The sequence below is a fragment of the Streptomyces sp. NPDC093546 genome, from assembly GCF_044765045.1.
Classification (GTDB): Bacteria; Actinomycetota; Actinomycetes; order Streptomycetales; family Streptomycetaceae; genus Streptomyces.
Map to the genome: position 1 here is coordinate 56,522 of NZ_JBIWJG010000017.1, position 25,276 is coordinate 81,797.

Annotated in this window: 20 protein-coding genes and 2 pseudogenes; 8 read left to right on the forward strand and 14 right to left on the reverse strand. The window is 72.0% G+C overall.

What is annotated here, in order from left to right:
• Positions 1-7: 7 nt before the first annotated feature.
• A complete protein-coding gene (locus ACIRNI_RS28320; RefSeq protein ID WP_403555642.1) occupies positions 8-2,374 on the reverse strand; it encodes a hypothetical protein in 2,367 nt (788 codons plus the stop codon).
• 356 nt (positions 2,375-2,730) lie between these two features.
• On the opposite strand from ACIRNI_RS28320, the gene ACIRNI_RS28325 reads away from it, so the two are divergent.
• On the forward strand, positions 2,731-3,927 hold the full coding sequence (locus ACIRNI_RS28325) for a hypothetical protein (RefSeq protein WP_403555644.1): 1,197 nt from the start codon (positions 2,731-2,733) through the stop codon (positions 3,925-3,927).
• An 18-nt stretch (positions 3,928-3,945) separates the two neighbouring features.
• On the opposite strand, the gene ACIRNI_RS28330 is transcribed toward ACIRNI_RS28325, so the two are convergent.
• Together ACIRNI_RS28330 and ACIRNI_RS28335 are read right to left on the reverse strand one after the other, a co-directional pair.
• On the reverse strand, positions 3,946-4,881 hold the full coding sequence (locus tag ACIRNI_RS28330) for an AraC family transcriptional regulator (RefSeq protein WP_403555646.1): 936 nt from the start codon (positions 4,879-4,881) through the stop codon (positions 3,946-3,948).
• 61 nt (positions 4,882-4,942) lie between these two features.
• Positions 4,943-5,869 carry an NADP-dependent oxidoreductase gene (locus tag ACIRNI_RS28335; RefSeq protein ID WP_403555648.1) on the reverse strand — a complete coding sequence of 309 codons (927 nt, stop codon included), beginning with the start codon at positions 5,867-5,869 and terminating at the stop codon, positions 4,943-4,945.
• A gap of 422 nt (positions 5,870-6,291) precedes the next feature.
• On the opposite strand from ACIRNI_RS28335, the pseudogene ACIRNI_RS28340 reads away from it, so the two are divergent.
• A pseudogene (locus ACIRNI_RS28340) lies at positions 6,292-7,123 on the forward strand (phosphotransferase family protein); the annotation flags it as partial.
• 99 nt (positions 7,124-7,222) lie between these two features.
• Positions 7,223-7,819, forward strand: coding sequence for a hypothetical protein (locus ACIRNI_RS28345; RefSeq protein WP_403555650.1), 597 nt, complete (start codon positions 7,223-7,225; stop codon positions 7,817-7,819).
• Here the strand turns inward: ACIRNI_RS28345 and ACIRNI_RS28350 are convergent.
• The 3 genes from ACIRNI_RS28350 to ACIRNI_RS28360 all read right to left on the reverse strand — a co-directional run bounded on the left by ACIRNI_RS28350 (position 7,759) and on the right by ACIRNI_RS28360 (position 11,531).
• Positions 7,759-8,280 carry a hypothetical protein gene (locus ACIRNI_RS28350; RefSeq protein WP_403555652.1) on the reverse strand — a complete coding sequence of 174 codons (522 nt, stop codon included), beginning with the start codon at positions 8,278-8,280 and terminating at the stop codon, positions 7,759-7,761. The genes ACIRNI_RS28345 and ACIRNI_RS28350 overlap by 61 nt on opposite strands.
• An 84-nt stretch (positions 8,281-8,364) precedes the next feature.
• Positions 8,365-9,645, reverse strand: coding sequence for a bifunctional class I SAM-dependent methyltransferase/NUDIX hydrolase (locus tag ACIRNI_RS28355; protein WP_403555654.1), 1,281 nt, complete (start codon positions 9,643-9,645; stop codon positions 8,365-8,367).
• A complete protein-coding gene (locus ACIRNI_RS28360) occupies positions 9,642-11,531 on the reverse strand; it encodes an ATP-binding cassette domain-containing protein (RefSeq protein ID WP_403555656.1) in 1,890 nt (629 codons plus the stop codon). The genes ACIRNI_RS28355 and ACIRNI_RS28360 overlap by 4 nt, the downstream gene beginning before the upstream one ends.
• A gap of 295 nt (positions 11,532-11,826) precedes the next feature.
• Here ACIRNI_RS28360 and ACIRNI_RS28365 point away from each other — a divergent pair, with 295 nt between their 5' ends.
• On the forward strand, positions 11,827-12,594 hold the full coding sequence (locus ACIRNI_RS28365; RefSeq protein WP_403555658.1) for an SDR family NAD(P)-dependent oxidoreductase: 768 nt from the start codon (positions 11,827-11,829) through the stop codon (positions 12,592-12,594).
• A gap of 47 nt (positions 12,595-12,641) precedes the next feature.
• Complete coding sequence (locus tag ACIRNI_RS28370; protein ID WP_403555660.1) at positions 12,642-13,016, forward strand: MerR family transcriptional regulator; 375 nt, start codon at positions 12,642-12,644, stop codon at positions 13,014-13,016.
• Between the two features lie 281 nt (positions 13,017-13,297).
• Here the strand turns inward: ACIRNI_RS28370 and ACIRNI_RS28375 are convergent, their stop codons facing one another.
• Positions 13,298-14,500, reverse strand: a complete 1,203-nt coding sequence (locus tag ACIRNI_RS28375; protein WP_403555662.1) for a trans-sulfuration enzyme family protein — start codon at positions 14,498-14,500, stop codon at positions 13,298-13,300.
• Between the two features lie 64 nt (positions 14,501-14,564).
• Here ACIRNI_RS28375 and ACIRNI_RS28380 point away from each other — a divergent pair, with 64 nt between their 5' ends.
• The gene (locus tag ACIRNI_RS28380) at positions 14,565-16,034 is read left to right on the forward strand and encodes a PLP-dependent aminotransferase family protein (RefSeq protein ID WP_403555664.1); all 1,470 of its coding nucleotides are present in this window, start codon (positions 14,565-14,567) and stop codon (positions 16,032-16,034) included.
• Between the two features lie 69 nt (positions 16,035-16,103).
• On the opposite strand, the gene ACIRNI_RS28385 is transcribed toward ACIRNI_RS28380, so the two are convergent.
• From ACIRNI_RS28385 to ACIRNI_RS28395, 3 genes are all read right to left on the reverse strand, one after another.
• A complete protein-coding gene (locus tag ACIRNI_RS28385; protein ID WP_403555666.1) occupies positions 16,104-16,748 on the reverse strand; it encodes a response regulator in 645 nt (214 codons plus the stop codon).
• Complete coding sequence (locus tag ACIRNI_RS28390; RefSeq protein WP_403555668.1) at positions 16,739-17,722, reverse strand: sensor histidine kinase; 984 nt, start codon at positions 17,720-17,722, stop codon at positions 16,739-16,741. The genes ACIRNI_RS28385 and ACIRNI_RS28390 overlap by 10 nt, the downstream gene beginning before the upstream one ends.
• A gap of 299 nt (positions 17,723-18,021) precedes the next feature.
• On the reverse strand, positions 18,022-18,684 hold the full coding sequence (locus ACIRNI_RS28395; protein WP_403555758.1) for a DedA family protein: 663 nt from the start codon (positions 18,682-18,684) through the stop codon (positions 18,022-18,024).
• 673 nt (positions 18,685-19,357) lie between these two features.
• Here ACIRNI_RS28395 and ACIRNI_RS28400 point away from each other — a divergent pair.
• A complete protein-coding gene (locus ACIRNI_RS28400) occupies positions 19,358-19,882 on the forward strand; it encodes an EF-hand domain-containing protein (protein WP_403555670.1) in 525 nt (174 codons plus the stop codon).
• Positions 19,883-20,056: 174 nt separating this feature from the next.
• Here ACIRNI_RS28400 and ACIRNI_RS28405 read toward each other — a convergent pair whose 3' ends face one another.
• Complete coding sequence (locus ACIRNI_RS28405; RefSeq protein ID WP_403555672.1) at positions 20,057-20,542, reverse strand: iron chaperone; 486 nt, start codon at positions 20,540-20,542, stop codon at positions 20,057-20,059.
• A gap of 47 nt (positions 20,543-20,589) precedes the next feature.
• Positions 20,590-20,901 (reverse strand): annotated as a pseudogene (locus tag ACIRNI_RS28410) (glyoxalase); the annotation flags it as partial.
• Positions 20,902-21,547: 646 nt separating this feature from the next.
• On the opposite strand from ACIRNI_RS28410, the gene ACIRNI_RS28415 reads away from it, so the two are divergent.
• Positions 21,548-22,465 carry a S1 family peptidase gene (locus tag ACIRNI_RS28415; RefSeq protein WP_403555673.1) on the forward strand — a complete coding sequence of 306 codons (918 nt, stop codon included), beginning with the start codon at positions 21,548-21,550 and terminating at the stop codon, positions 22,463-22,465.
• A 386-nt stretch (positions 22,466-22,851) separates the two neighbouring features.
• On the opposite strand, the gene ACIRNI_RS28420 is transcribed toward ACIRNI_RS28415, so the two are convergent.
• Together ACIRNI_RS28420 and ACIRNI_RS28425 are read right to left on the reverse strand one after the other, a co-directional pair.
• On the reverse strand, positions 22,852-23,973 hold the full coding sequence (locus ACIRNI_RS28420) for a tetratricopeptide repeat protein (RefSeq protein WP_403555675.1): 1,122 nt from the start codon (positions 23,971-23,973) through the stop codon (positions 22,852-22,854).
• Entirely contained in the window at positions 23,970-25,244 is a 1,275-nt protein-coding gene (locus tag ACIRNI_RS28425; protein ID WP_403555760.1) for an ATP-binding protein, read from the reverse strand. The genes ACIRNI_RS28420 and ACIRNI_RS28425 overlap by 4 nt, the downstream gene beginning before the upstream one ends.
• Positions 25,245-25,276 lie beyond the last annotated feature (32 nt).

Genomic DNA, 25,276 nt, shown 5'->3' on the forward strand with positions numbered 1-25,276 from the left:
GCCTCTCCTATCGCTGGGCGGAGCCACCAGACCGCGCCGGGTTCCCGGCCGTGGGCGCGGCTGTGGCCGTGGCCGACTCGGCGGTCGCCTGGGCGCCTTGGCCCACGGCCTGGTTCCCCACCACGCTGACCCCGCCCGTCTGCAGGACACCGTGGTTGAGGATCGTCTGCGTCTGGGCCCGGAAATCGGCCGTGTCCACGCCGTGCTCGTCCAGGAAGTCCCGGACGGCCGCGAGGGCATGCCGGTCGAGCGCGTTCAGCACCCGCTGCGCGTCGCCGAACTGGAAGTGGTGGAAGTACTCCGGGCCCTGGACCTCCTCGCGGACGCTCACGCGGGCGCCACGGTCGTACGCGGGGTCGTCGTCGGCCGCCATCATCTCGTGGAGCAGGCGGCGCGGCCGGCGGCGCTCCGCGAGAACGTCCGCCAGCCAGGCCCGGGGCGCACCCCACAGCGCCGGGCCGGTACGCGGCAGCGCCTTGACCGTCAGCGCGAGACGAGCGTCGCCGGGGGCGGGCAGGAGCACGTCGACCGCGTGCAGATCGCGCCGTACGGGCCCGAGGACGAAGCGCTCGCACCGCAGGTGGAGCGCCCTGCCCACCACCGCCACGTGCAGGAAATGACTGGGCACGACCTCACCACCCCACAGGGGCAGGTGGGCCGCCAGGCAGTGGCGGGCCACCCCGTCGGGGTGCGTCGCGATGCGCCGCAGCTCCTCGACGGGCAGCCGCGTGGCGGGCGCGCGCAGCGGGTCGGGCAGGAAGGGCCCGTCCTCGGCGAGCTCCCTGCCGCTGACGAAGACCCGGTCCTCCACGACGAGCCCCGCGAGGCGCGCCGCCTGAACACCGGCGTCCTGCCCCCGGTCGGCATGCCCTCTGGCGGGGCCGGGAACGACGGGCAGGCCGTCCGCCCCCTCGCGCAGCCGGCGGCGCAGCCGCTCCACGACGTCCCAGGCGTCGAAGTCGGCGACGGCCGCCGAGGGATCGCGTCCCGCTCCGGGTGACGGTTCGGCGGGCAGCAGCGGCAGCGACAGGGTCCACTGCGACTCCTGCCTGCCGTACCCGATGAACGGCGAGAAGCCGCTGTAGCACGTGACGTTGGAGCGCTGGGCCTCGGCCACCGCCGCGATCCTGGCGGCCGCCCACGGCTCCACCGCTCCCGGCCGCGGCAGGGCCTCCGGATCGAAGGCGTCACGCCGTAGCGCGCCGCGCAGCCGGGCGTCGATGTCCGCCTCCTCCGCGGTGACGGTACGCAACGCGAGTGCGCCGCCCACGATCACGGCGACGAGCGGCACGACGCCCCACGCGTACCCGCCGACCAGCCACTTCACCAGGCCCGGTAGGGGCAGCGCCGACAGCCACACGCCCACCAGCACGCCCGCCACGAGCAGGGAGACCGCCGTGCCGGCCAGCCGCCACACGGAGCCGGACGCGGACGGCAGTTCCCGCCCGCGTACCGCGTACTGCCGCGCCCGGGGCCGCGCCGCGGAGCCCAGGGCCCGAAACGCCAGCCGGGCGAAGAGCAGCCACAGAGGAGCGAACAGTGCGATGACGCCGAAAGCCACGGCCAGCCTGCGGTCCCGCTCACGGTGCAGCCGCCGGGCGGTGAGGCTGTGCCGGGCGACCGGTACCAGGTCGACTCCGGGCGACACGGCGATCGCGCCGAGCCCGTCTCCCAGCACGTCCTCGACCACGCGGCGGGCGAAGGCCGGATCGGTGTACGCGGCGACACAGAGGTAGCGGGTGGCGTCCCTCGGCTCCGTGCCGGTCGCGACGGCATCGGGGACGTCGGGGAACGGGTGGGCGTGAGCCATGGCGGTGCTCCGTTCACGGAGTTCACGCGATTGACGGAGTGCACGGGTACCCAAGGCCGTCCGGCCCCAGGTCCGGGTCAGGGTCCGGGCCCGCGGAGCCGTGTACGCATCCGTGTACGTACCCGCGTACACGACCGCGATGAGGAGGCCCAGCAGCACGCCGAAGACCAGACCGTCGACGAGGAAGGTGACCAGGATGCCGGAGGCGTCCCGGCCGTAGGCGAGGAGGACGCCGGGCCCGGCGTTCACGACCACGATCCAGGACACCACCATGCTCAGGACCGAGACGGCCACCCCCGCACCCAGAGCGGTGGCCCACCGCCCGCCCGCCGCCGGAGTGCGGGCGACCAGCCGGGGAACCAGGAGGGCGACTCCGGCCACGAGGGCCACGGTTCCCAGATTGCCCGGCCAGCCCACCTCGCGGGCGAGGGGGTCGGGCCCCGGCGACAGATCCCATTGCGGGACGAAGAGCGACTGGTGGAGCAGCGCGAGCAGGTTGTCGTCCGGCCACGATGCGAGGAGTGCCTCACGCGCCCAGGGGCTGCCCACCAGCACCAGAAGCACGCAAAGGAAGACGACTCTCCCTCTGCCACCCGTGCGTCCCACGGCATCCACCCCCGCCAGATCCGAGACTCCGTACTCTAGGAAGCGGGCGGCCGGGTGTCAGCCGAATGGGCACAACTACCGCGCGGCGCACGGAAGATGGGTGCGCTCGATGTGATCCGTGGCGGACCGGGGTGGACCAGGGCGGGCGCGGACGTACGATCGGGGCGTGACGATCACGTGCGAGTGGCGGGGCGAGGGAGCCAACACCGTGCTTGTCGTGGCCGCGGCCGAACGGTACACGGGCCCTCAGCCGTCATGTTGCGGGTCGGAGACCACGTTGCGGTCCCTGCGCGCGGAGCCGATACGGTGCTGACGTGGTGATCAATGGGCACGATGGGGCAGGGACGGCGCTGGTCCTCGCGGCGTCACCCGTCGGCAAGGGGCGGCTGATCGACGCGGTGAGCGTACTGCCGGCGCTCGCGGCGGTACCTCCGGCGGCACTGACGGGAACGGCGGCGGCGACTCTCGTCGAACTCGCCGACCCCCTGGAACCGCAGGCGGTGCTGACGCGTCTGCGCGCCGCCGTGGCCTCGCCGGGGCCGCTGGCGCTCTACATCACCGGCCAGCTCCACCTGGACCACAAGCAGCGTCTGCCGCACTTCGCGCTCGCCCGTACGACGCCCTCCACGCTGCGCTACACCGCACTGCCATGGCACTGGGTCGCCGGGGAACTCAAGCTCCGCCGCCCCGGTACCACCGCGGTGGTCGTGGACCTGGTCGCCGACGCGGCGGTGTGGGAGCGGCTGGCGGCGCGGCCGTCCGAGCTGGCGCTCGGCTACGGGATACGGCTCTACGGGCGCATCGCGCCGCCGCCGGACCGCCGTACGCTCGCGACACCCGAGTACCTGAGCGCCTGTACGACGATCTGGCGCAGCGGAGCACGCCCGTCTCTCGCCGACCTGCACGCCCAAGTCGCGCTACAGGCCGGTGCCGACGGCAGCATGCTGCTCGCCGCGCCACCCCCGCAGGGCCCCGTCGCCGTACCCGGGCAAACCGGCACCCTCACACCACGCCCAGCACCCCCAGCACCCCTGGCACCGCCGACAGTGCCGACAGTGCCGACACCCGGCAGTACGGCGGACCGGCTGCCCGGAATTCTCGACGCCGCCAGGGCCGGACGCCACGATGAGGCGCAGGCCGCCGCTCAGGCGTGCGAGCAGGAGGCCCTGCGCGCGTACGGGCCCGGTTCGCCGCAGGTCGTCCACTGGCTGGAGGTCCGCGCCGAGCTCGCCCACCTCGCCCGCGACGCGGCGCGAAGCTGCGAGCTGTGGATGGCCGCCGCCCACGCCCGCCTCCAGCGCCGGCAGGCCCCGGACGACCCGGACGTCGAAGGCGCCGTCGACCGAGCCCACCACCAATGGGAACAGCTCCGCGACGCTCAAGCCGCCCGCGCGCTGGCCCCGACGCTGGTCACCCTGCGCAGCCGGGTACCGGGGCGGCAGCGCGGCGCCCTGCACCTGCTGCGGCGCAGGGTCGAGTCCTTGCACACGCTCGCGCCGCCACCGCGGTAACACACCGGGAGGGTGTTTCTACGCCGCGCGGGACTGGCGGCGGTAGCCACCCGGGGCCTGCCCGTACTCCCGCTTGAAGGCCTTCGCGAAGGCGTACTCGGAGCCGTACCCCGTGCGGGCGGCCACGGTCGTCAGAGGCACCTCCGACTCGCGCAGGAGTCGGGCAGCCGTGGTCATCCGCCAGCGCGTGAGGTACGCCATGGGCGGCTCGCCCACGAGTGCGGTGAAGCGGCGCGCGAAGGCGGCCCGGGACAGGCCCGCGGAGCGGGCGAGGGACTCGACGGTCCACTGGGCGTCGGGCTTTTCGTGGAGCGAGGCGAGAGCCGGGGCGACGGCCGGGTCGGTGAGGGCCGCCGCCCAGCCCGTGGCCGTCGCCGCGGGCTGGGACTCCAACCAGGCGCGCAGGATGTAGAGCAGCAGCGATTCGATCAGCGCGGGCACGATGCCGGCGGAGCCGATGCGCGGGTTCTCCAACTCGGCGGCCAAGAGGCCGACCGCGGCGCTGAGTTCGGGGTGGCGGCCGAGCCCCGTGGAGAGGTGGACGATCTCGGGGAGCTGGCGGATCAGTGGGTGGGGGCGGCCCTGATCGAGGTGGTAGTTCCCGCACAGAAGGGTCGTACGGGGGCCGTCGCCACCGACGGTGAGGGTGCCGATGGGACCGCCGGGGTGGAACTGGTCGGGGCGTTCCTCATGGGCGGGGGTGGAGGGATGGTCGGCGAGCGCGTGCCCGGGGCCGTTGCGCAGGAACACCACGTCGCCGGTGCCCAGGACGAACGGCTCCTGGTGCACCTCGTCGTCCATGGGGACCAGCCAGCACGTCCCGCGCAGGACCACGTGGAACCCGGCGCCCGCGGCCGGGGGCAGGCGCAGGCCCCACGGCGCCCGGCCCTCCGTCCGTACGGAGGTGGGGACCTGGGTCCTCATCGAGTTCAGGGCCTCCGTCAGCACGTCCACTGCGCCACCTCCGCGTCTCCTGCCGCTGCCCCGCTCCGGCTACGGTCTGGTCAGGCGATGGTCAGGCTATGGTCAGGACGACCTTGCCCTGCACGCGCCCCGAGCCGACGAGTTCATGGGCCTTGGCCGCCTCTTCGAGCGGGAAGGTCTCGGCGATGTGGGGGAGCAGCCGCCCGGAGTCGACGAGAGCCGCCATGGCCTCCAGGGACGCGTAGTCCGGCTCGACGGAGACACCGGCGAAGCGGCGCCCGGCCGCCTCGATCCGCGCGGCGAGTTCCCGGTTCCAGTGCTCCATGATGCTGACGAGCGTGCCACCGGGGCGCAGGACCTCCAGGGAACGGGTGCCCTCCGAGCTGGAGTCGAAGACGACGTCGACGTCCTGGACGGCCTCGGTGTAGTCGGTGGTGCGGTAGTCGAGCACCTCGTCGGCACCGAGGGAGCGTACGAACGCGTGCTTCGGCTCGCTCGCGAGGGCGATCACCTGCGCGCCCCGGGCCTTGGCGATCTGGACGGCGAGGTGCCCGACGCCGCCCGCCGCCCGGTGGATCAGCACGCGCTGGCCCGCCTCCAGCCGCGCCGCATCGACGAGGCCCTGCCAGGCGGTCAGTCCGGCCAGGGGGAGGGCGGCGGCCTGCACGTGGTCGAGACCGTCCGGCTTGCGCGCCACCTGGCGGGAGGGGACGGCGACGTACTCGGCGTACCCGGTGGCGGCCCGAGGGAAGAACGGCATGCCGAACACCTCGTCACCCGGCTTGAAGCGGGCCCCCGGCCCCACCTCCTCGACGACACCGGAGACATCCCATCCGACCCCGAACGGTGGCTCACCGAGCAGCGGCAGCGCCCCGGAGCGTACGGCCGCGTCCACCGGGTTGACACCGCTCGCGTGCACGCGGATCAGCACCTCGGCGCCGAGGGGAGCGGGGCGGTCGGTCTCCACGACCTCCAGGACCTCGGGTCCGCCGAAGGCCTTCTGGACGACAGCGCGCATGGTGGTGCTCCTTCAAGTCGACTGGCTTCGCGGCGGGTTGTCCGGCCGCTTCTCGATGCCTCGACTCTAGGGAGATCGAATGAGCGGGTGAATGTCCTTCTGTCTCCGGAAAATGTCCCAGCGTCTCGCCGGCCGGCTGCCCTGGCCATCCGGTGCGCTCTGGCCCGAAGGGACCTGCATTGAGCGGCTCGTCAGGCTGAGTGGGGAGTCCGGCCGGGCGCACCGTGTCGAACGGTCCGCACAGCGAGTACGGGATCGAGAGGTTCGACGAGTTCCTCGGTGGCGACGGCCACCAGACGTGCCGGAGCGTCGCCGTCCAGCAATGCGCTCACGTAGCGTCCCGCATGGGCCGGGTCTCGACCAGCAATTCCCACGGCTGGACCACCCGCCCCCGGCACGTGTGTACGTGGCAGGATGAGCCCATGTGGTCGCGTCCGGCGTTCGGGGACGGGTTGCGGGCCGCGCTGGGAGCACCCCGGCGCAGCCGCCGACTGGACAGTAGCCCGCGTTCGTGTGTGTGGCGCGTCGAGCTGCCGGGGACGTCGGCGGTGGTGAAGCAGATCGTCGACGGCCCCGACGCCGACGAGCGGTACGCCCGCGAGGTCGCCGCCCTGCGGCTCGCCGCCCGAGCCGAACCTCCCGGGGTGCCCGCACTGCTGGCCACCGACCCCGACGAGCGGGTGCTGGTGCTGGAGCATCTGGAACACCGGCGACTGGATCGTCGACTACGCGGCCGCGTTGGCACGACTGCACGCCACCGCCCGTCCGGAGGACGCGGAGGCGCTTCCCCGATGGTAGGGCCCGAACGAGGCCGATACCGACGCCTTCCTCCGGCTGGCCGTGGCCTTGGAGGTGCCTGTCACGCCCGGTGTCCCCGACGAACTCGCCGCCCTCGTACGCCGGCTCGCCACCGCCCCCGGTCATGCGCTGCTCCACGGCGATCCCTGTCCCGGGAACGACCTCCACACCACCACGGGCGTCCGATTCATCGACTTCGAGCAGGCCTCACTGGGCAGCGGCCTGACGGAACTGGCCTACCTGCGCATCGGTTTCCCCACCTGCTGGTGTGTCACCTCGGCGCCGGCACCCCTGCTGGAACGGGCGGAGCGCGCCTACCGCACGGCGTGGCGCACCACCACCGGTGCCGAGGTCGAAGGCGGCCTCGCAGACGCGTGCGCCGGCTGGCTGCTCCGCGGCGACGCGCTCGTCGAGCGGGCATGCCGCGAAAGCGAGGACCACCTGGCCCGGACTCCAGCCGGTCCCGGCAAAGCGACCGTAGGGGTCGGCTGCCGCTGAGCTGTCAGTGGCAGGTGGCACAGTGTCCGAGGCCGAGGTCGATACGAGGGGGAGACGATGGGTGACTTCTTCGAGCGGATCGTGGACGTCGAGGTGACCGGCGAGGAGGCCGGGCCGCTCGCGGAGCGGATGGTCGCCTGGATGGTCGGCGAGGGACTCATCACGCGTGAACGGTCCAGTACCGGGATGTACAGCCTGACCGTGGACGAGGGCTACGTGCCGGGCCCCAACTGGACGCGGGCCGTCGCCGACTCGTCCGACCCGGACTGGCTGCCCGGCCCGGTGGCCGTCATCGTCGGGCGCGATTACCACGTCGGTGGCCAGGGAACGGACGCGGCGGAGTACGCCGTTTGCCCGCGGTGCGACAGCAGAACCGTGATCATCGACTACCCCGAGAAGTTCGAGCCGGACGACATGGCCTGGCAGCCGTTCAAGGACGCCCTCGCCACCTGGAAGGACACGGGTGAAGGCAGCGCCCCCTGCCCCGCCTGCGGTGCCTCGGTGCCGGTCATCGAGTGGCAGTGGGACTCCGCCTTTGCGGTGGGCGCCCTCGCCTTCGACTTCTGGGGCTGGCCACCCCTGTCCACCGACTTCTACGCGACGCTCGGGCGGCAACTGGGGCACCGCACGGTGGAGCACATGGGCAAGGCCTGACCTGAACCGCGTACGCAACACCGCTTCCCGAGCACGGTGTTCGCCGAGCGCGGCGTGCCGTTGCGCGAGTGGCACCCCGAGCGGCGGGCAGTGCCTCCGGCGTCGCCGGTCACGCGCCCGGCGGATCGCCCTTCCCGCGGCTCGGGCCGGGCGATCCGCCGGGCGTCCTCACAGGTCGCGGATCTCGAACGCCGACCGCGCGCCTTGCTCAGCAGGTCGTCGGCCGTCTTCTCCGCCTGCTTCCCGGCGGGCAGGGAGACCGTGAGGGTGAGCCGCTCCTGGCGGGAGGCGACCACGACGAGCGTCTTGTTGAGACGGCGGGGCGTGCCCTCGGTGGTGATCTTCCAGTCCCCGGGCGCCGCCACGGAGAGCTGCATCCGGTACTCGTCGTACCGCTTCCACCCCTCCGGCAGCTCGTCCCCGGTGAACTGGAACACCAACGTCGTGACCAGGGCGACCACCGCCGCTCCCGCGGCGGCCGCGAGCGCGTACCGCCTTCGGCGCGCCGAGCCGCCGGCAGCCGGGCAGCAGGCGCCTTCGCCGGCCTACGCCGACGCGGGACCGGCGTACGGCTGGAACACGGCGGACGGATGGTCGAGCGGGAGGCTCGGCTCCCAGGCCGCCAGGCACTGACTGCTCGGCACGAACAACGGCTGGGGCAGCGCGTCCAAAGGCCAGAATCGCCAGCCTCCGATGACCTCCTCCCGTTGCCGTGGGGTGCCCGTCCAGCTGCCGGCGACGACAGGCACCGTCAGCCGGACGACGTCGCCCACGTGGTCGAGAAGAGTGCCCAGGAGCCGTACGTCTCCGGGAGCCGTCACCAGGCCGGCCTCCTCGGCGAGTTCGCGTACCGCGGCCTCGGCGAGGGTCTCGCCGGGCTCGACGGTTCCGCCGGGGAGCTCCCACGTGCCGCTCCGGTGGCGGCCCAGCAGCACACCGTCCGGACCGTGGACGATCACGCCCACGCCCACGACAGCGTTCCGCCGAGGCGGCGCGGTCGTACGGGCCCGGCTCGGCACCCGCTCCGGACGCCGGGCCACGTACAGCCGGTACGACACGGCGTTGCCCGGCTGCGGGGCATCGACCGCCGTGACCGTCTCCACGGTGAGGCCATGCTCGACCAGAAGGTCCTCCCACAACTGCGGTGCGAGCACCCACATGTGCACCAGGTGCTCCCGTTCGGTGCCCGGCCACCGCAGAATCTCGGGGCGGGGAGCCAGGGCGGCCGAGGGCCCCTCGCCGGCGGAGTTGGTGTGCAGCGCGGAGAAGACCAGGCGCCCGCCGGGCCTGAGGGCGTTCACGAGGGCGGGCAGGACGCGACTCGGGTCCAGGAACGGCAAGCCGTTGACGGAGTAGACGAGGTCGTACGGGGCGGCCTCGCGCAGATGGGCGACGGCATCGGCGCACACCAGGCGCAGCCCGGGTGTGTCCGGGTACCGGGCGAGGGCGCGCCGGTGCTGCGAGGGTGAGGCGTCCACAGCCGTCACCCAGGCTCCGAGGGCGGCCAGGCGGGCGGCATGCCGGCCGAGCCCGCTGCCGAGGTCGAGGACGCGAAGCCCTTTCACCTGACCGAAGACCTCGATGTCCGGTCCGGTGTCCGCGACGCCCCAGTTCCACCGGTCCAGCTCGGGCGACTCGACGCCTCGGGCCAGCTGGTGTTCCCCGTAGGCGGCCCAGACCTCGGCGGTGTGCTTCTCGACGTCCGGCAACAGGTCCTCCCATGAGTAGGAGCGGTCAAGGGTGAAGGGCGCAGCAGCGCTCGGCGGCATCGCTGCGGGCGAGGCGACGACGCCCGTGGAGAAGGCCGTCGGTGTCCTCCAGGTCATCGGTCCTGCGACAGACGCAGAAGCTCGGCGAAGGTTCCGCCGGCGTGGACGAGGTCGTCGTAACGCCCGTGTTCGGTGATCCGCCCGTGTTCCATCACGACGATGTGGTCCGCGATCTTCGTGTTCTCCAGGCGGTGGGTGACCACGATGGTGATGCGCTCGGCGGCGATGGCCTTGATCCGCTCGAAGATCTGGTGCTCACCGCGGGGGTCCATCTGCGAGGTCGGCTCGTCGAGGATCAGCAGGCCGGGACGGCGGTACAGGGCCCTCGAGCAGGCGATGCGCTGCCACTGGCCACCGGAGAGCTCCGATCCGCCGAACACGTCGCGGGCGAGGAGGGTGTCCAGGCCCGCGGGCAGGTCCTCGACGGCTTCGCGCAACCCGACGGCGTCGACGGCCTCCCACACGGCTCCGTCGCCGTGGCTGCGGGGCTGGCCGAGGGTGACGTTCTCCCGGACGCGCAGCGGCCACTGGGCGAAGATCTGCGGGACGAGACCGGTGTTCGCCCACACGGTGGCGGGATCGACGTCCGCGAGGTCCGTGCCGTTCCAGGTGACCCTGCCCTTGTCGGGCAGGTAGATCCCGGTGAGGAGCCGGGTCAGGGTGGACTTGCCCGAACCGTTGGCCCCGACGATCGCGAGGATCTCGCCGCGCCGCAGCGTGAGGGACACGCCGTCCACGGCGGGCTTGTCCTTGCCCGGGTACTGGTAGACGGCTTCGTCGACCTTGATCTCCTCGACCGGAGCGGTCACGGTGCGGGGGCCGCGCCTCGGCGCACGGTCCGTGCCGTCGTCGAGGAAGGACTGCATGTCGCCGAGGTACAGGCTGGTGTGGAAGACCGCGGCGCCGTTGATGACGACCTGCGACAGGGCGGCGAGCGTCGTCTGCACCGCGACGACGGCGGTGGCGGCGACGGCGAGTTCGATCCGCCCGGTCACGGCCAGCCAGGCCAGCGCCGCCCAGGTGACGACGAGGAAGAAGCCGCCGGCCAGCGACGAGAGCAGGGAGATTCGCAAGGTCCGCGGTGTGGCGGCGAGGGTCCGCCGATCGCACCGGTCCGACAGGGCGCGGTACCAGAAGACCAGGTAGTCGGTCATCGAGTTGGCGCGGACCTCGTCCCCGTACTTCGAATTCGTGGACCACCAGCGCATCATGCCGCGCACGTTGCGGTCGGCCACGTTGGCGTAGTGGGTTTCGTAGTCCACCCGGGCGGTCAGTACGGCGCCGATGCCGGCCGGGAGGACGGCGAGCAGCAGCAGCGGCAGCATCAGCACGTTCAGCACCGACAGGACGCCGCCCGCGGTGGCCATGCGGATGAGGGCGGACATGAACCGCTGGGCGTCGCTGACCATCACATGCGTACGGATCACGCCCATCTCGGCGGCCTCCTGCCGGTCCGAGAACCCGTTCTCGGCGTAGGCAGCGGCTTCCACCCGGCACACCGCTTCCACCAGGGCGGTGTCCATCTCCGTGGTCAGCCGCGGCGTGATCCGCCGCTCGGCGTAGGTGGCCGCGGAGCCCGCTGCGCGACCGAGGGCAGCAGCCAGGGCCACCACCACCAGGGCCGGCAGGGCGCTGCGCAGCCGGTCGGCGACGGCGTTGTCCGAGAGGATCGGTTCCATGGCCGCGGCGGTCGCGGTCAGCAGGACGGCGGCCGAAACACCGGTGAGCACCTGGCAGCAGAGCAGGAGCTGCACCGCGCGGCGGTCGACCCGCCAGGACAACCGGGCGATCCTGCGCAGGACGTTCGGGATCTGCGCGCACATCCGCCGGAAGGACACCTCGGCGAGCGGGTTGACGGAGTACTGCCCGCTGTAGGTGATCTCCGCCGGCGGTGGAAAGGGCGGCGCGGTGTCCTGCTTCTCGTGGGTGTCGGCCGAGGTCACGTGGCCCCCTTGTCCGTCGCGGCTGGGTCATGAAGCTCAACGACCCCACCGGAATTTCGAACACCTGTGTTTCGGTCGGACCGCGAACCGTGCAATAGAGCGCGCGGCGGATCATGTGCGGTGCACCGACCCTTCCCGCGCAAAGGGCCGGCCCCGGACCGGCGGTGGCCGAAACGCCGAGGGTGCCCAGCCGAGCAGGCGGTGCGGCGGCCGATGGCCGAGCACGCCCACGTCCGGCTGTCGCCCAGCAGGTCCTCCAGCGGCTTGACCTTGCCATTGGCGGCAGGGTTGCACGATGACCGGCATGGACATCACCGCACCGCACACCAGCAGGATCGTCGTCGTCACCGGAGCCGGTACCGGCATCGGCCGGACGACCGCCCGCGTCTTCGCCGCCGAGGGGGCGCGCGTGGTCGCGATCGGACGACGGAGCGAACCGCTCGAGGAGACAGCGGCAGGGGACGAGCGGATCGTGCCGATGCCCGCGGACATCACTGCTGAGGGGGAGCCCGAGCGGATCGTCCACGCCGTGCTGGAGGCGTACGGCCGACTGGACGTGTTGGTCAACAACGCCGGCATCGTGCGCAGCGGTGCCCTGGGCGAGCTGTCCCCGCAGATGATCACCGCTCAGCTGCACACGAACCTCGTCGCTCCGATCCTGCTCGCCCAGGCCGCGCTGCCCTCTCTGGAGAAGTCGCGCGGAGTGATCGTCAATGTCAGTACGTCGGTGGGGCAGCGCGCGTTTCCCGGCAGCTCCGTCTACGCGGCGACGAAGTCGGCTCTGGAGCTGCTGACCCGGAGCTGGGCGGTCGAGCTGGCGCCTCGCGGGGTCCGGGTGGTGGCGGTCGCCCCCGGCGCGATCGACACACCCATCGGTGAGCACCAGGGCCTGACGCCGGAGCGGATGGCTGCGGTGCGGGAGTGGCAGCTTGCGCACACCCCCTTGGGCCGGATCGGACGACCCGAGGAGGTAGCCTGGGCGATCACCGAACTTGCCGCTCCGGCGGCGTCGTTCATCACCGGAGTCGTACTCCCGGTCGACGGCGGCGCCGTCGTGGCGTGAGCAACGCGACAGGAGTGGCCCACGAGGCGGAGGCGGAGGTGGGACGGATGCGGATCGGCGATCTGGCCAGGGCGACCGGGGCGACCGCACGTGCGCTGCGGCACTACGAACAGGCCGGGCTGATCTCCTCCGAGCGTGCCTCCAACGGCTACCGCCTCTACGACGAGCGGGCGGTGGTGCGGGTCCGCAACATCCGTCACCTGCTCTCCGTCGGTTTGATCCTGGACGACGTTCGCGTGTTCCTGCCGTGCCTGGACGGTGATGTGACCGCGGCACCGCCATCGGACAAAGGCCTTCAGGTGGCGCTGGACCGGCTGACGGTCCTCAACGAGCGCATCGCTGCCCAGATCGCGGTCCGGGACCGCCTGCAAGCAGCCCTCCGGGAGCAGGCCGGCGGCAGCCGGATCAACCTGGCGGCCTGATCGGCCGTCCGGCCTCCAGACACCCCCGAGAGGCGGGTCTCGGGGCTGTCCAGGTCCGGCAGGCCCGCGGCGGGTATCGACCGGCGGACGTCGACGGCGGTGGCTCCGATCTCCGACGGTCATGCGATCCACGCCCATGTGAAGCGGCCCGTCGTAGCCGGCCTTTCGGGTGCGGGACATGATGACGTCGTCGACCTCCGTGCCGCGACTGCCGGGCGGGCCGGGCCGAGCCGCCTGGCGGCGGAAGCGTGTGGACCAGCCCGCGCCCGCCCGGCGCCTGCTCAGGCAGCCTTCGTCACGCGGTCCAGCGCCTGCTCCACATCCGCCCACAGATCCTCGACGTGCTCGATCCCGACGGACATCCGTACCGTCCCGGGGCCGATGCCGGCCGCGTCGAGGGCAGCCGCGTCCAGCTGGCGATGCGAGGTGGAGGCCGGGTGCATCACCAGGGTCCGGACATCGCCGAGGGAGGCGGTCAGGGCGGCCAGGCGTACCGCCTCGATGAAGGTACGGCCCGCCTCGCGCCCGCCCGCGAGGTCGAAGGAGACGACCCCGCCGCCGCCCTTCGGCAGCAGCCGCCGCGCGACGGCGTGGTCGGGGTGCCCGGCGTGCGCCGGGTGGCGGACGGCCGCCACCGCCGGGTGCGCGGCGAGCCGGCCGGCCAGGTCGAGCGCGTTCGCGCTCTGCCGCTCGATGCGCAGCGGCAGGGTCTGCAGGCCGCGCAGGGTCAGCCAGGCGGCGAACGGGTCGGTGATGGCGCCCTGTTCGATCGCGTAGTGGCGGATACGGCCGTACAGTTCGGTGTCCTTGAAGACGGTGATCCCGCCGAGGACGTCCGCGTGCCCGGCCAGGTACTTCGTCGCCGAGTGGATCACGATGTCCGCGCCGTACTCGATCGGCCGGCACAGCAGCGGCGAGGCGAAGGTGTTGTCGACGGCGCTGGGGACGCCGGCCTCGGCGGCGACCGCGATCAGGGCGGGCAGGTCGGAGACCCGGGTGGTCGGGTTGGCGATGGTCTCCAGGTACAGCAGCCGCGTCCGGGGCCGCAGCGCCCGCCGCACCTCCTCGGCGTCGGTCCCGGAGACGTACGTCACCTCCACACCCCAGCGCGCGGCGAGGTCGGTCAGCATCGCGTACGTACCGCCGTAGAGGCACCGCTGTGCGATGACATGGTCCCCGGTGGAGAGCAGCCCGAGCAGAACACCGTTGACGGCGCCCATACCGGAGGCGTAGGAGAGGGCGGCGGCTCCGCCCTCCAGGCGTGCGACGGCTTCCTCCAGAGCGCGGACGGTGGGATTGCCGAGGCGGCTGTAGAGGAAGGCGTCGGGCGAGTGGAAGGCGTCGGCCATCGCGTCGGCGCTGTCGAAGGAGAAGACGTGCCCCTGGTGGAGGGGGACGCCCAGGGGCGTGCTGCCGGTGACCGGGACGTGGGGAGGGTGAACGGCGAGGGTCTCGGGCCGGAGTGCTGCGGTGTCGTGGCTCATGCAACCCAGTGAAGGGGAAAGCCACTTGCGGTCACAGGGCCAATCCCGGCAGATTGGTCTGGCGATGGAGCCAATTCCTCTTCCCCTGGACGACCTTGTCGCCCGCCTCGGCCGCTGGTCTGCGGGCCGGGGTCCGCTGTACCTCCTCCTCGCCGCCCGCCTTCGGCAGCTGATCGACGAGGGGCTTGTGCCCGCCGGGACCGTACTGCCGCCTGACCGGCGGCTTGCTGCCGCGCTCGCGGTCGGCCGGACGACGGTCGTGACGGCGTACGACACGCTGCGCCAGGAGGGGCGGGTGGTGCGACGCCAGGGCAGCGGAACACGCGTCGCCTCCGCCGCGCTTCCGCCGCGCCCCCGCGTGCGTGAGACGTCCAACCCGCTCTTCCTGCACCTGCTGGAGGCACCGGACGACGTGATCCTGTTGAGCTGCGCGGCACCGCTGGGGCCGACGTCCGAACTGGCGCGGGCTTACCGGACCATGACCCTGCCGGACGGCGATCTGGGCTATCACCCGGCCGGGCTGCCGGCCCTGCGGACGGCGATCGCGGCACGGTACGCACGACGAGGCGTGCCCACCGATGCGGCGCAGATCCTGGTCACCACCGGCGCCCAACAGGCCCTGGCGCTGCTGATCCGGCTGCTGATCGCACCCGGCGACGGGGTGCTGATCGAGTCGCCGACGTACCCGGGAGCGCTCGACCTGCTCCGGGAGGCGGCGGCGCTGCCGCATCCGGTGGCCGTGGGACCCGACGGCATCGATGTGACGCAGGCGGTCAAGGTGATGGAACGTCACCGCCCCGCCCTCGCCTACGTCGTCCCTCGCTTCCACAACCCGACCGGCACCGTACTGCCACCCCTGCCTGGGCGCCGCCTCGTCGAGGCGGCCAACCGCCTGGGAGTGCCGCTCGTCGACGACGAGGTGCTCGCCGACCTCGCGTTCGAACCCGGACCGGCGCAGCCGCCCCTGTCCTCCTACGGCGAGGTCATAGGCGTCGGATCGCTCAGCAAGGCGGTGTGGGGCGGACTGAGGATCGGCTGGGTACGAGGTCCTGCGGCACTGATCTCCCGGCTGGCCCGGCTCAAGGCCATCCACGACCTGGGCAGCGACGTGCCGGCGCAACTGGTGGCCGGCCGGCTGCTGGAGGAGTACGAACCGATCCTGGCCTCCCGGGTACGGACCCTGCGCTCGGCCCACGACCACCTCCGGGCCGAACTGACCCGCATGCTGCCGTCCTGGAGCTGCCCGCCCGCCGCGGGCGGCCAGACCCTGTGGGTCCACCTCCCGTACGGCGATGGTGTCGCCTTCACCCAGGTAGCGCTGCGCCACGGAGTGGCAGTGCTGCCCGGCGCCACGATGGACACCCTGGGCGGCAGCACCAGGTGCCTGCGGCTGCATTTCCTCCTGGCCCCCGACGTGCTGTCGGAGGCGGTACGGAGGCTGTACACGGCCTGGCGCGAGTACGCACCGAACGCCGCCGCAGCGAGCCCGTCGCCGTCGCCGGCCCCCGCGGCCCTGAACGCGATCACGCTCTGAAAGCCCCGGCCGACCCGGGTGGTGCGCGACTTCGGCGGCGGCCTGAACGCGTGAGGCGCGAGCGGCGTCCTACGATTCCAGGTACCTCAGGACCGCCAGGATCCGCCGGCTGTAACCGGTGGTGTGCGACAGCTCCAGCTTCTCGAAGATCGTGTTGAGGTTCTTCTCCACCGCGCTCACGGAGATGTGCAGCTTCTGCGCGATCGCCGCATTGGTGTGCCCCTGGGCCAGGGCTTCGAGGACGCTGCGTTCGCGGGGTGTGAGGCGGGCCAGCGGGTCTGAGTGCGTCGTACGGATGACGAGCTGGCGCACCACCTCGGGGTCGAGGGCGGCGCCTCCCGCCTGGATGCGTTCCAACGCGTCCAGGAACTCCTCGACCTGAGCGACGCGGTCCTTGAGGAGATACCCCACCCGCTGCGCGTGGGAGGCCAGCAGCTGGACCGCGTAGTTGCGCTCGATGTGCTGGGACAGCACCAGTACGCCGACCTCCGGCCACCGCTCGCGGATCTCCACCGCGGCCCGCAGACCCTCGTCGGTGTGCGTCGGCGGCATCCGGATGTCGAGGACGACGACGTCGGGCCGCCGCGATCCCACCTCCTCCAGCAGGCCACCGGCGTCGCCGAAGGCACCCAGCACCTCGTGCCCCTCCTCGACGAGGAGCCGGACCAGCCCCTCCCGCAGCAGGGTCGAGTCCTCGGCGATCATCAGGCGCATGGCAGCTCCGCGGTAATGGTGGTGGGTCCCCCTGCGGGGCTGTCGACGTGCAGGACGCCATCCAGCGCGGCCACCCGGCTGCTCAGCCCGCTCAGCCCGCTGCCCGCGGGGTTCGCGCCGCCCCTGCCGTTGTCCTGGACCCGCACCGCGAGCACCCTGCCGCGCAGCACCACCCGCACCGAGACGGCCGTGGCCCGGGAGTGCTTGGCCGCGTTGTTCACCGACTCCGACACCACGAAGTAGGCGGCGGTCTCGACCGGTTGCGGCAGAGGCCCGCCGACGTCGAACTCCGTACGGACAGGGATGGCGCACCGCTCGGACACCCCGCCCAGCGCCTCCTTGAGCCCGAGAGTGTCCAGCGCCGAGGGGTAGACCCGCCAGGTCACTTCGCGCAGTTCCGCGAGGATGTCCTGGGATTCCTGGTGTGCCTGGCGCAGCAGGGCGTCTGCTTGCTCGGGGCTGCGCTTCCTGCGTGCCCGGCCGAGCAGCATGCCCAGTGCCACGAGGCGCTGCTGGATTCCGTCGTGGAGGTCCCGCTCGATGCGTCGGCGTTCGGCGTCCACGGCCTGTACGACCGCTGCCCGGCTGGTGGCCAGTTCAAGGATGCGCCGCTGGAGCAGTTCCTCTTCGGAGGGGCCGAAACAGTCGCGGGCGATCCGCGCGTCCAGGGCGGTGAGCGAGCGCAGCCCCTGGATGTCGAGGAAGAGCAGCACACCACCCAGGAGCACCTGGATCGGCAACTCGCCCCAGTGCACGCTCTGCCGGGCTATTCCCCGCGCGAGCAGGACCGCCAGGACGATGCCGAAACCCAGCAGCCCGATCACGACGCCGCACAGCATCCCTGTGTAGGCGCGGACCGCCACGTAGCGAAGGATCTTCCGGTCGGATGCCCGGTAATGCTCGGGGAAGCGGTCGCCGAAGAAGACGGCCCGCCGGACCCGTTCCAGGCCTGCCAGCCGGCGGGCTGCGGTCACAAGGACGCCGAGGGCTCTGGCACGCGTGAGCGGCCACAGGAGGAAGGGGCCGAGCGCGGTCCCGACGACGAGGAAATACAGGGAGCCGCATAACGCCGTGACGCAACCGAGCAGCGTACCGACGCTGCGACGCGGCCAGGAGGCTTGCACGCTTGCTGGGGCATGGCTCTCGCCCTGGGTGGCGCTGCCCGCGGATTCCCCCTGCACGAGGGCCGAGCCTAGTGTGGCTGCCCAGCCGGAGCAAGATCGCTCAGGACGTGCGCTGGGCGAGGCCACGGTGCCGGAGCGGCCGTGAGGAGTCATGAAGAGCGGCGGTGCCGGGCGGGGGCGCGGCCCCGCAGCCGTACGGCCACGTAGGCCGCGAAGGCGACGACCACCAGGAGCAGCACGGCCTTGGAGAGAATCCCGACATACGTCTCCACCACCTCCCACTGGTCCCCCAACCAGTAACCGGCCATTACCAGCACTGAGTTCCATATCAGGCTGCCGAGCGTGGTCAGCATGACGAACACGGCCATGGGCATGCGCTCGACACCAGCGGGGACGGAGATGAGGCTGCGGAAGATCGGCACCATACGCCCCAGGAAGACCGCCTTGGTGCCGTGCTTCGCGAACCACTTCTCCGTGCGCTGGAGGTCGGAAGCCTTCACCAGGGGCAGCCTGGCCCAGATCCTGTGCACGCGTTCACGGCCGAAGAGGACGCCGATCCAGTAGAGGACCACGGCTCCGGCAACCGATCCCAGCGTGGTCCAGAACAGCGCCGAGGCCACGGTGAGAACCCCCTGCCCGGCGGCGAACCCGGTCAGCGGCAGGATCACCTCGCTCGGCAGCGGCGGAAAGAGGTTCTCCAACGCGATGGCCAGGCCTGCCCCGGGACCCCCCATGGTGCCGACGAGATCGACGGCCCAGCCGGCGACGCCGCCGGCGGGTTCCTGCGCGAGAGCCAAGGACATGAGCTGCATGTGAATCTCCAAGCCGTTGGACCGGTCGACCGGGACAAGTGCCCCGGCTGCCTTCCAAACTAAAAACCGCAGCTCAACACCGGTATGAGGATGGCCAGCCGATCCCACGCTGTTTTCCACACCGCTCACCCTGCGGAAAACCACACCCCTACGGCTCCAGCGGCGGGCCCGGCCAACGGGTGGTGTGCCCGGGCCAGGTCAGAAGGCGTTGATTACCGGCCACCGACCGGCTGCCGGGCCATTCCCCGCCTCCCTCCGTTTCGGCCGTACCCCGCACCCGCATGCGATCCCCCCGGACGCGGGAGTGCCCACCGTGGCCTGCCTCACGGCCTGATTTCCAGCTGTGCCTCACCGCTGCTGCCCCTGAGCCCCGACAAGAGGCACGCGGTGGGCAGCTGAGCGGGCAGGGCGGCAACGGTCCGACGGGCCGCGAGCCCTTCGCCGCGGCCCTCGACGACCCGGCCCGACAGCCTGACGACGAGGACGCCGGCGACACGAACGCTTGTGCCGTCCCCGGCTCCTTGAGTCACACCACGAGCGCACGAGGCGCGGTGCGCGTGGGGAAACACCCCCGCGCCCCCCAAGGGGGCGCCTTGATCATCAGGCCGAGGGGTAGGACAGACCACTCGGATCGAAGCACTCACGCTCGATCGCCGCGAGGGAAGGAACCACGATGGACCAAACAGCCGCGCACAAGCTCGTCTTCGCCATGCTGGACGCAGACGGAGACGGAATCGTCTCCAGGGAGGAATACATGGAGCGCACCGGGAACGTGGCACGAGCGATGGGACTCGAGGAAGACGACCAGCTCGTTGTCAGCGCACGCAACCTCGGCGAGCGCGCCTGGGCGTCGATGGACGCCGACGGTGACGGAAAGATGACCTTCGACCAGTACACGGCATGGGCCGGCGCCGAGGCGTTCGACACCGTCTGCGCACCCGTCCTCGGCGCGCTCTTCGACCTCGCCGACACCGACCACGACGGCTCCCTCGACCTCGGCGAGTTCACAGCCCTGCGCACAGCACTGAACAACCCCGCCACCAACGCCGAAGCAGCGTTCACGGCCCTGGACACCAACGGCGACGGACGCATCGGCCGCGACGACTACATCGCGTCCATCCGCGCTCATGTCACCGGCGAAGGCTCTCCCATGGGGAGGGCGCTGTACAGCAGGCCGCTGTCCGACCTCCCATCGTGATGATCAACGAACGTGGCGACGGTCAGCCCCGCGCTGCGAACCGACCCGGAAGGGACCGTTCCAGGCCTCCTCGCCAGGAGGCCGGCCACCCGACGGGCCCCGGCAGCCGGTGAGGCACCTTCTGCCGTCCCGTCCTCGACCGCCCACGGCCTGCCGGATCTGCCCCGGCGGGCCTCAGCCCGCCGCCTTCTTGACGAGTGCACTGATGCGCTGTGCATCGGCTTCGGTCAACTCCCTCAGGGCGTAGGCGGTCGGCCACATGGCGCCGTCGTCGAGTGCCGCCTGGTCGCTGAAGCCGAGCGTGGCGTACCTCGTCTTGAACTTCTCCGCGCTCTGGAAGTGGCAGACGACCTTGCCGTCCCTGGCGTACGCGGGCATCCCGTACCAGAGCTTGGGCGCGAGGTCCGGAGCGGTGGTCTTGACGATGTGGTGGATCCGCTCGGCGAGCACGCGGTCCGCCTCCGGCATCTCGGCGATCTTCGCGAGCACGTCCCGCTCCGCTGCCGCCTCCTTCTCCGCCCGGGACGCACCGCGCCGCGCCGCCGCCTTCTTCTGCTCGCGTGCGTGCTCCTTCATCGCGGCCCGCTCCTCGGCGGTGAATCCGTCGTACTTCTCGGTGGTCGTGCCGGAGTTCTCAGCGGACGGTTTCGTGGACGCCATGGCGGGTTCCTCTCGTACGGTGTGAACGTCGTGGACGGTGGGGCGAGTCACGCAGCGGCTTCCCAGGCGAAGCCGTCCGGGTCGGCGAAGGTGCCGCCGGTGCCGCCGAGGACGATGCGGTGCGAGCCGGTGCCGTCGGCGGGGACGCCGAGGTCCTTGGCCAGCCCGCGGCGCTTGTACAGCGCCAGCTTGACGGAGCTGGAGGAGCTGGTGGCGCCGGGGCGGAACTCGGCGTACTTGCCACCGAAGCTCTTGGCCACGGTCAGGCCCCGGCCGACGTAGAACTGCTTGCTGGCCTTCACGCCCTCGACACCGGGCAGGAGGGCGACCTCGTCGATCTCGCCCGGCGAGTGTCCCGTGAACGTCCACGGCGTCGCCGGCGGCGGGTCCGTCTGCGGCTCCTGCCCTGCCACCGGAATTCCCGTCCGGGGTGGAAGGGACGTGATCAGGCCACGGCATGCCGGGGAGCGAATCGGAGCGATCAAGGCATACGGGAGGCCGCGGCGGCTGACGAAGCATGACGCGTGCCGTCGCTCTCGCTGCGTACGGCGGACCGTATAAATCCGGCCATCGTGTTGACGGCGGTGTGGGCGGCTGGCGCCTCACCCGTCAGTTGTGGTTGCAAGCGCCACTGCAGCAACATGTCCGTTTATTGAAGACTGAACTGACCGTGTGGCGACCCAAGCGGCTCCAGACCAGTACCGCAGCCTTTGCCAACGGCAAACTCCACGCCTGTCACCTTTCGGCCAACCGCGCGATAGGGGCGGGACGGACGGAAAGCGGAACGTACTCCCGGCCGAGCGCCGGGCCCGGGTGTCCGGCTTCCCGTGCCCGCTGAACGCGTGTAGCGCGACCGAAAGGTGCTCTGTTGCCGCAGCGAAGCGGAGTACAGGATCCGTATCGACCGCTTGTCAGGCCCATGACGGAGAGCCCCCGTTGTGCGTCTGCGGCGGCTGCTGGTGGGCCCGTACACCCCACGGGTCCTCGACATCCATGGAGGATGCAGTGAACATCAAGCGCTTCACCCCCCACGGTGGCATCGCGAGAGGCCTGCGGCTGACCGCCGTGGCCTCGGCCCTGCTGACCGCCGCCGCGCTTGCCACTCCGAGCGCCGCGGCGGACTCGGCCCCCGCGCCCCGCGCCACCACCGCGCAGCTCGCCGCAGCGAGCGACGCGGTCCTGGGAGCCGACGTCCCCGGTACCGCGTGGTACACGGACTCCGCGTCCGGCAAGCTCGTCCTGACCGCCGACTCCACCGTCTCGGCCGCCGAGCTCGCCAAGATCAAGAAGGCTCTCGGCAACAAGAGCGAGGCCCTGGAAGTCAAGCGGACCCCCGGCACGTTCAACAAGCTCATCGCGGGCGGGCAGGCCATCTACGCCGGCGGCGGCCGTTGCTCCCTCGGCTTCAACGTCCGCAGCGGCTCCACGTACTACGCCCTCACGGCCGGTCACTGCACCAACAGCGGCAGCACCTGGTACACCAACTCGGCCAACACCGCCGTGCTCGGCACGCGTACCGGCTCCAGCTTCCCGGTCAACGACTACGGCATCATCCGCCACTCCAACGCCTCGGCTGCGGACGGCCGCGTGTACCTCTACAACGGTTCCTACCGGGACATCACCGGGGCGGGCAACGCCTCCGTCGGCCAGTCGGTGCAGCGCAGCGGCAGCACCACCGGCCTGCGCAGCGGCACAGTCACCGGCCTGAACGCCACGGTCAACTACGGCAACGGCGACGTCGTCTACGGCCTCATCCAGACCAACGTCTGCGCCGAGCCCGGCGACAGCGGCGGCGCCCTCTTCTCGGGCACCACCGCGCTCGGTCTGACCTCGGGCGGCAGCGGCAACTGCTCCTCCGGCGGCACCACTTTCTTCCAGCCGGTCACCGAGGCCCTGAGCGCCTACGGCGTGAGCGTCTTCTAGCACCCGCGCCCGGGGGCCGTCCCGCGCCCCCGGAGCACGCGGCGCCGGCCGTCACGCACCACCAGTAGCTCCGTACCAACGACGGCTCCGTGCCGCGACAGCTCCAAGCCACTGGCGGTCCGCGTCCTGCGGGCCGCCGGTTCGCCTATCGGTCGGGGGAGAGGGAGGCCTCCGTGGGCCTCGACAACCCCCGAGATGGCGCCCCGCGGGCCCGGGGGCGGTCACACCGAGCGCGTGCCCTGGCGGCGGCGTCCAGGACCACGCGCCCGGGCTCGGCGATGCGCTGCTCATCGCTCTCCATGCCCGCGGGGAGACACCCCGTATGAGGCATTTCGGGCGCCGACTCGCCCGGCGAGCGTTCTGAGCGGCGCCCGTACGCTCCCGCCTCAACCGGTCTTCGTGCGGTCGAACCACATCGTCGCCACCGCCGGCACCAGGCCTGCCCAGAACAGCACATGCGGGACCGTACGTTCCGTCCAGGGGACCTGGGTGATCAGCAGCGCGCAGAGCATGGCCCACGCCGCCTGGCCCAGGACGATCCGCGGCCATGTGCGGCGCCGTACGAGGGAGCGCAGGTTGACGCGGACGCCGGCGCGCAGGCGGCGGTACCTCAGCAGGGCGCCGAGGGCCCAGACGACGGTCATCGGGACGAGGTCCCAGAGCCGTTGGCCGAGCGGCAGCGGCAGCTCCCGCTGGGTCTCGCCCTCGGTCGCGTACAGGTCGATGCCCACAGCGGCGAGGGCCAGGCAGAGCAGGGCCAGCCAGCGGACGCCGCGCAGCAGACGGTAGGAGGCCTCGTCCAGGCCCTGCCGCATCGGAGCCGAGTCGGGGGCGGAGGCCAGCGCGTCGGCGTACAGCGTGGCGGCCTCCGCCGCCTTGACGCCGGGGGTGGCCGCCGCCCTCTTCGTCCACCGCTCCAGGGCCTGCTCGTGGTGCGGGTCGAGCCGGAGGATGGCCTCGTCGAGCTGGTCGGCGACCGTCCGGTCACCCGCCAGGTCGGCGATCACCCACGCCACCTCGTAGGCGTACACCTCCTCCGGCCCCAGCCGGATGGCCTCCTGGGCCAGTTCGGCGGACTCCCGCAGGGCCGCCTTCTGGTCCTCGGGCCGGATGTGGCCGTGGGCCTGGGCGGAACGGAGCGCCTTGATGCGCCAGAGCCAGTTGGCGAGCAGCGCGTAGCCGTGCCAGTAGTCGGGGGCGAGGCGGATCACCTCGCGCAGCACCTCCTCGGTCTCCAGGAAGCGGCGCGCTTCCCGCAGGGCGTGCGCGTGCATGACCAGCGCCCCGATGTCCTCGGGGTCCAGCGCGAGCGCCCGCTCCGTCGCCTCCAGGGCCTTGGCGCCGTCCTTCTCGTCGCACAGGTGGCTGCGGGCGAGCTTCACCCAGGCCCGTACGTCCTCCGGGGCCTCGGCGAGCCGCCGGGCCAGCAGTTCCCTTGCCTCCTCGTACCGCTTCAGGTCGATGAGCAGGTCGGCCCGCTCCACGGCGGGGTGCACGGCGGTGGTCACAGTTTGCGCCTCTTCTTCAGGTACGCGACCAGGTCGTCGTACATTCCGCCCTCGTTGGCGAACATCGCCACGTTCCGCGCGGAGGCGAACCACGGCTCGGCGGACGGGACGACCTCCTTCGCGGCGGCCAGCAGGTCCTTCATGCCGATCATGCGGACGGTTCCGGTGCGCGCCGAGTCCAGCAGCGCCCGCTCGGCCGCCGCCTCGCAGACATGCGCCAGGTCCGCGCCGGACATGCCGTCGGTGGCCTTGACCAGCTTGCCCAGGTCGACGTTCTCGATGGGCCGGTCCCGCAGGTGGTAGCGGAGGATCGCCTCCCGGGCGGCGGCGTCGGGCGGCAGGACGAGGATCGTCCGGTCCAGCCGGCCGGGGCGGCGCAGGGCGAGGTCGACGTCCCAGGGCACGTTGGTGGCGGCCAGCACGAACACGCCCTCGTTCGCCGCCGAGTCGATGCCGTCGAGTTCGGTGAGCAGCTGGTTGACCGTGTTGCGCATGCCGCTGTGCGCGCTGCGGCTGCGCTTGGCGCCGAGGGCGTCCAGCTCGTCCAGGAAGACCACGCAGGGCGCCTGGCGGCGGGCGGTCTCGAAAACCTCGTGCATGTTCCGCTCGGAGTTACCCATCCACATGTCGAGGACGTCGTTGACCGACACCGACAGGAACGCGGCGCCGAGCTCCCCGGCGACGGCCCGCGCGATGAACGTCTTGCCGCAGCCGGGCGGCCCGTACAGCAGCAGCCCGCCGCGCAGGCTTTTGCCGTACAGCTTGCGCAGTTCGGGATTGCGCAGCGGGGCGAGGAAGGCGGCCTCCAGGCGGTCCTTCACCTCCTGCATGCCGCCGACGTCGGCCAGCCGCACGGTGCCGGGCCCCTCGACGTCCCACGCGTCGGCGTCCCCAGGGTCGTCCTGCCCGTCCGAGCGGAGCGGCGCCTCGACGAACCGCGGCGGCACGACGTCCCCGACCTGCTTCTCGGCGGCCTTCCAGTCGAACCCGGGCCTCGGGCGCGGTTGTTGCTGCGCCGGCGGCGTCTGCGGCGGCTGCTGCGGCTGCTGCGTCTGCGGCGAGGTCGGCATGCCCATCGCGCGGGCCATCAGGTCCCGGGCCTGGGCGTCGCCCGGCGCGTGCTGCAGGGCCACGGCCGCCTCGGCGACGGCGGCCTCCGAGCGGCCCGCGTCCAGCAGGAGCTCGGCAAGGTGCAGTCGCAGGGGGACGTCGGCGGGGGCGGCGGCGACGGCGGTGCGCAGACTCTGTATGAGAGGGGAGTCGTCCGGCATGATCCACAGCCTAATGCCGCCGTACGGCGGGC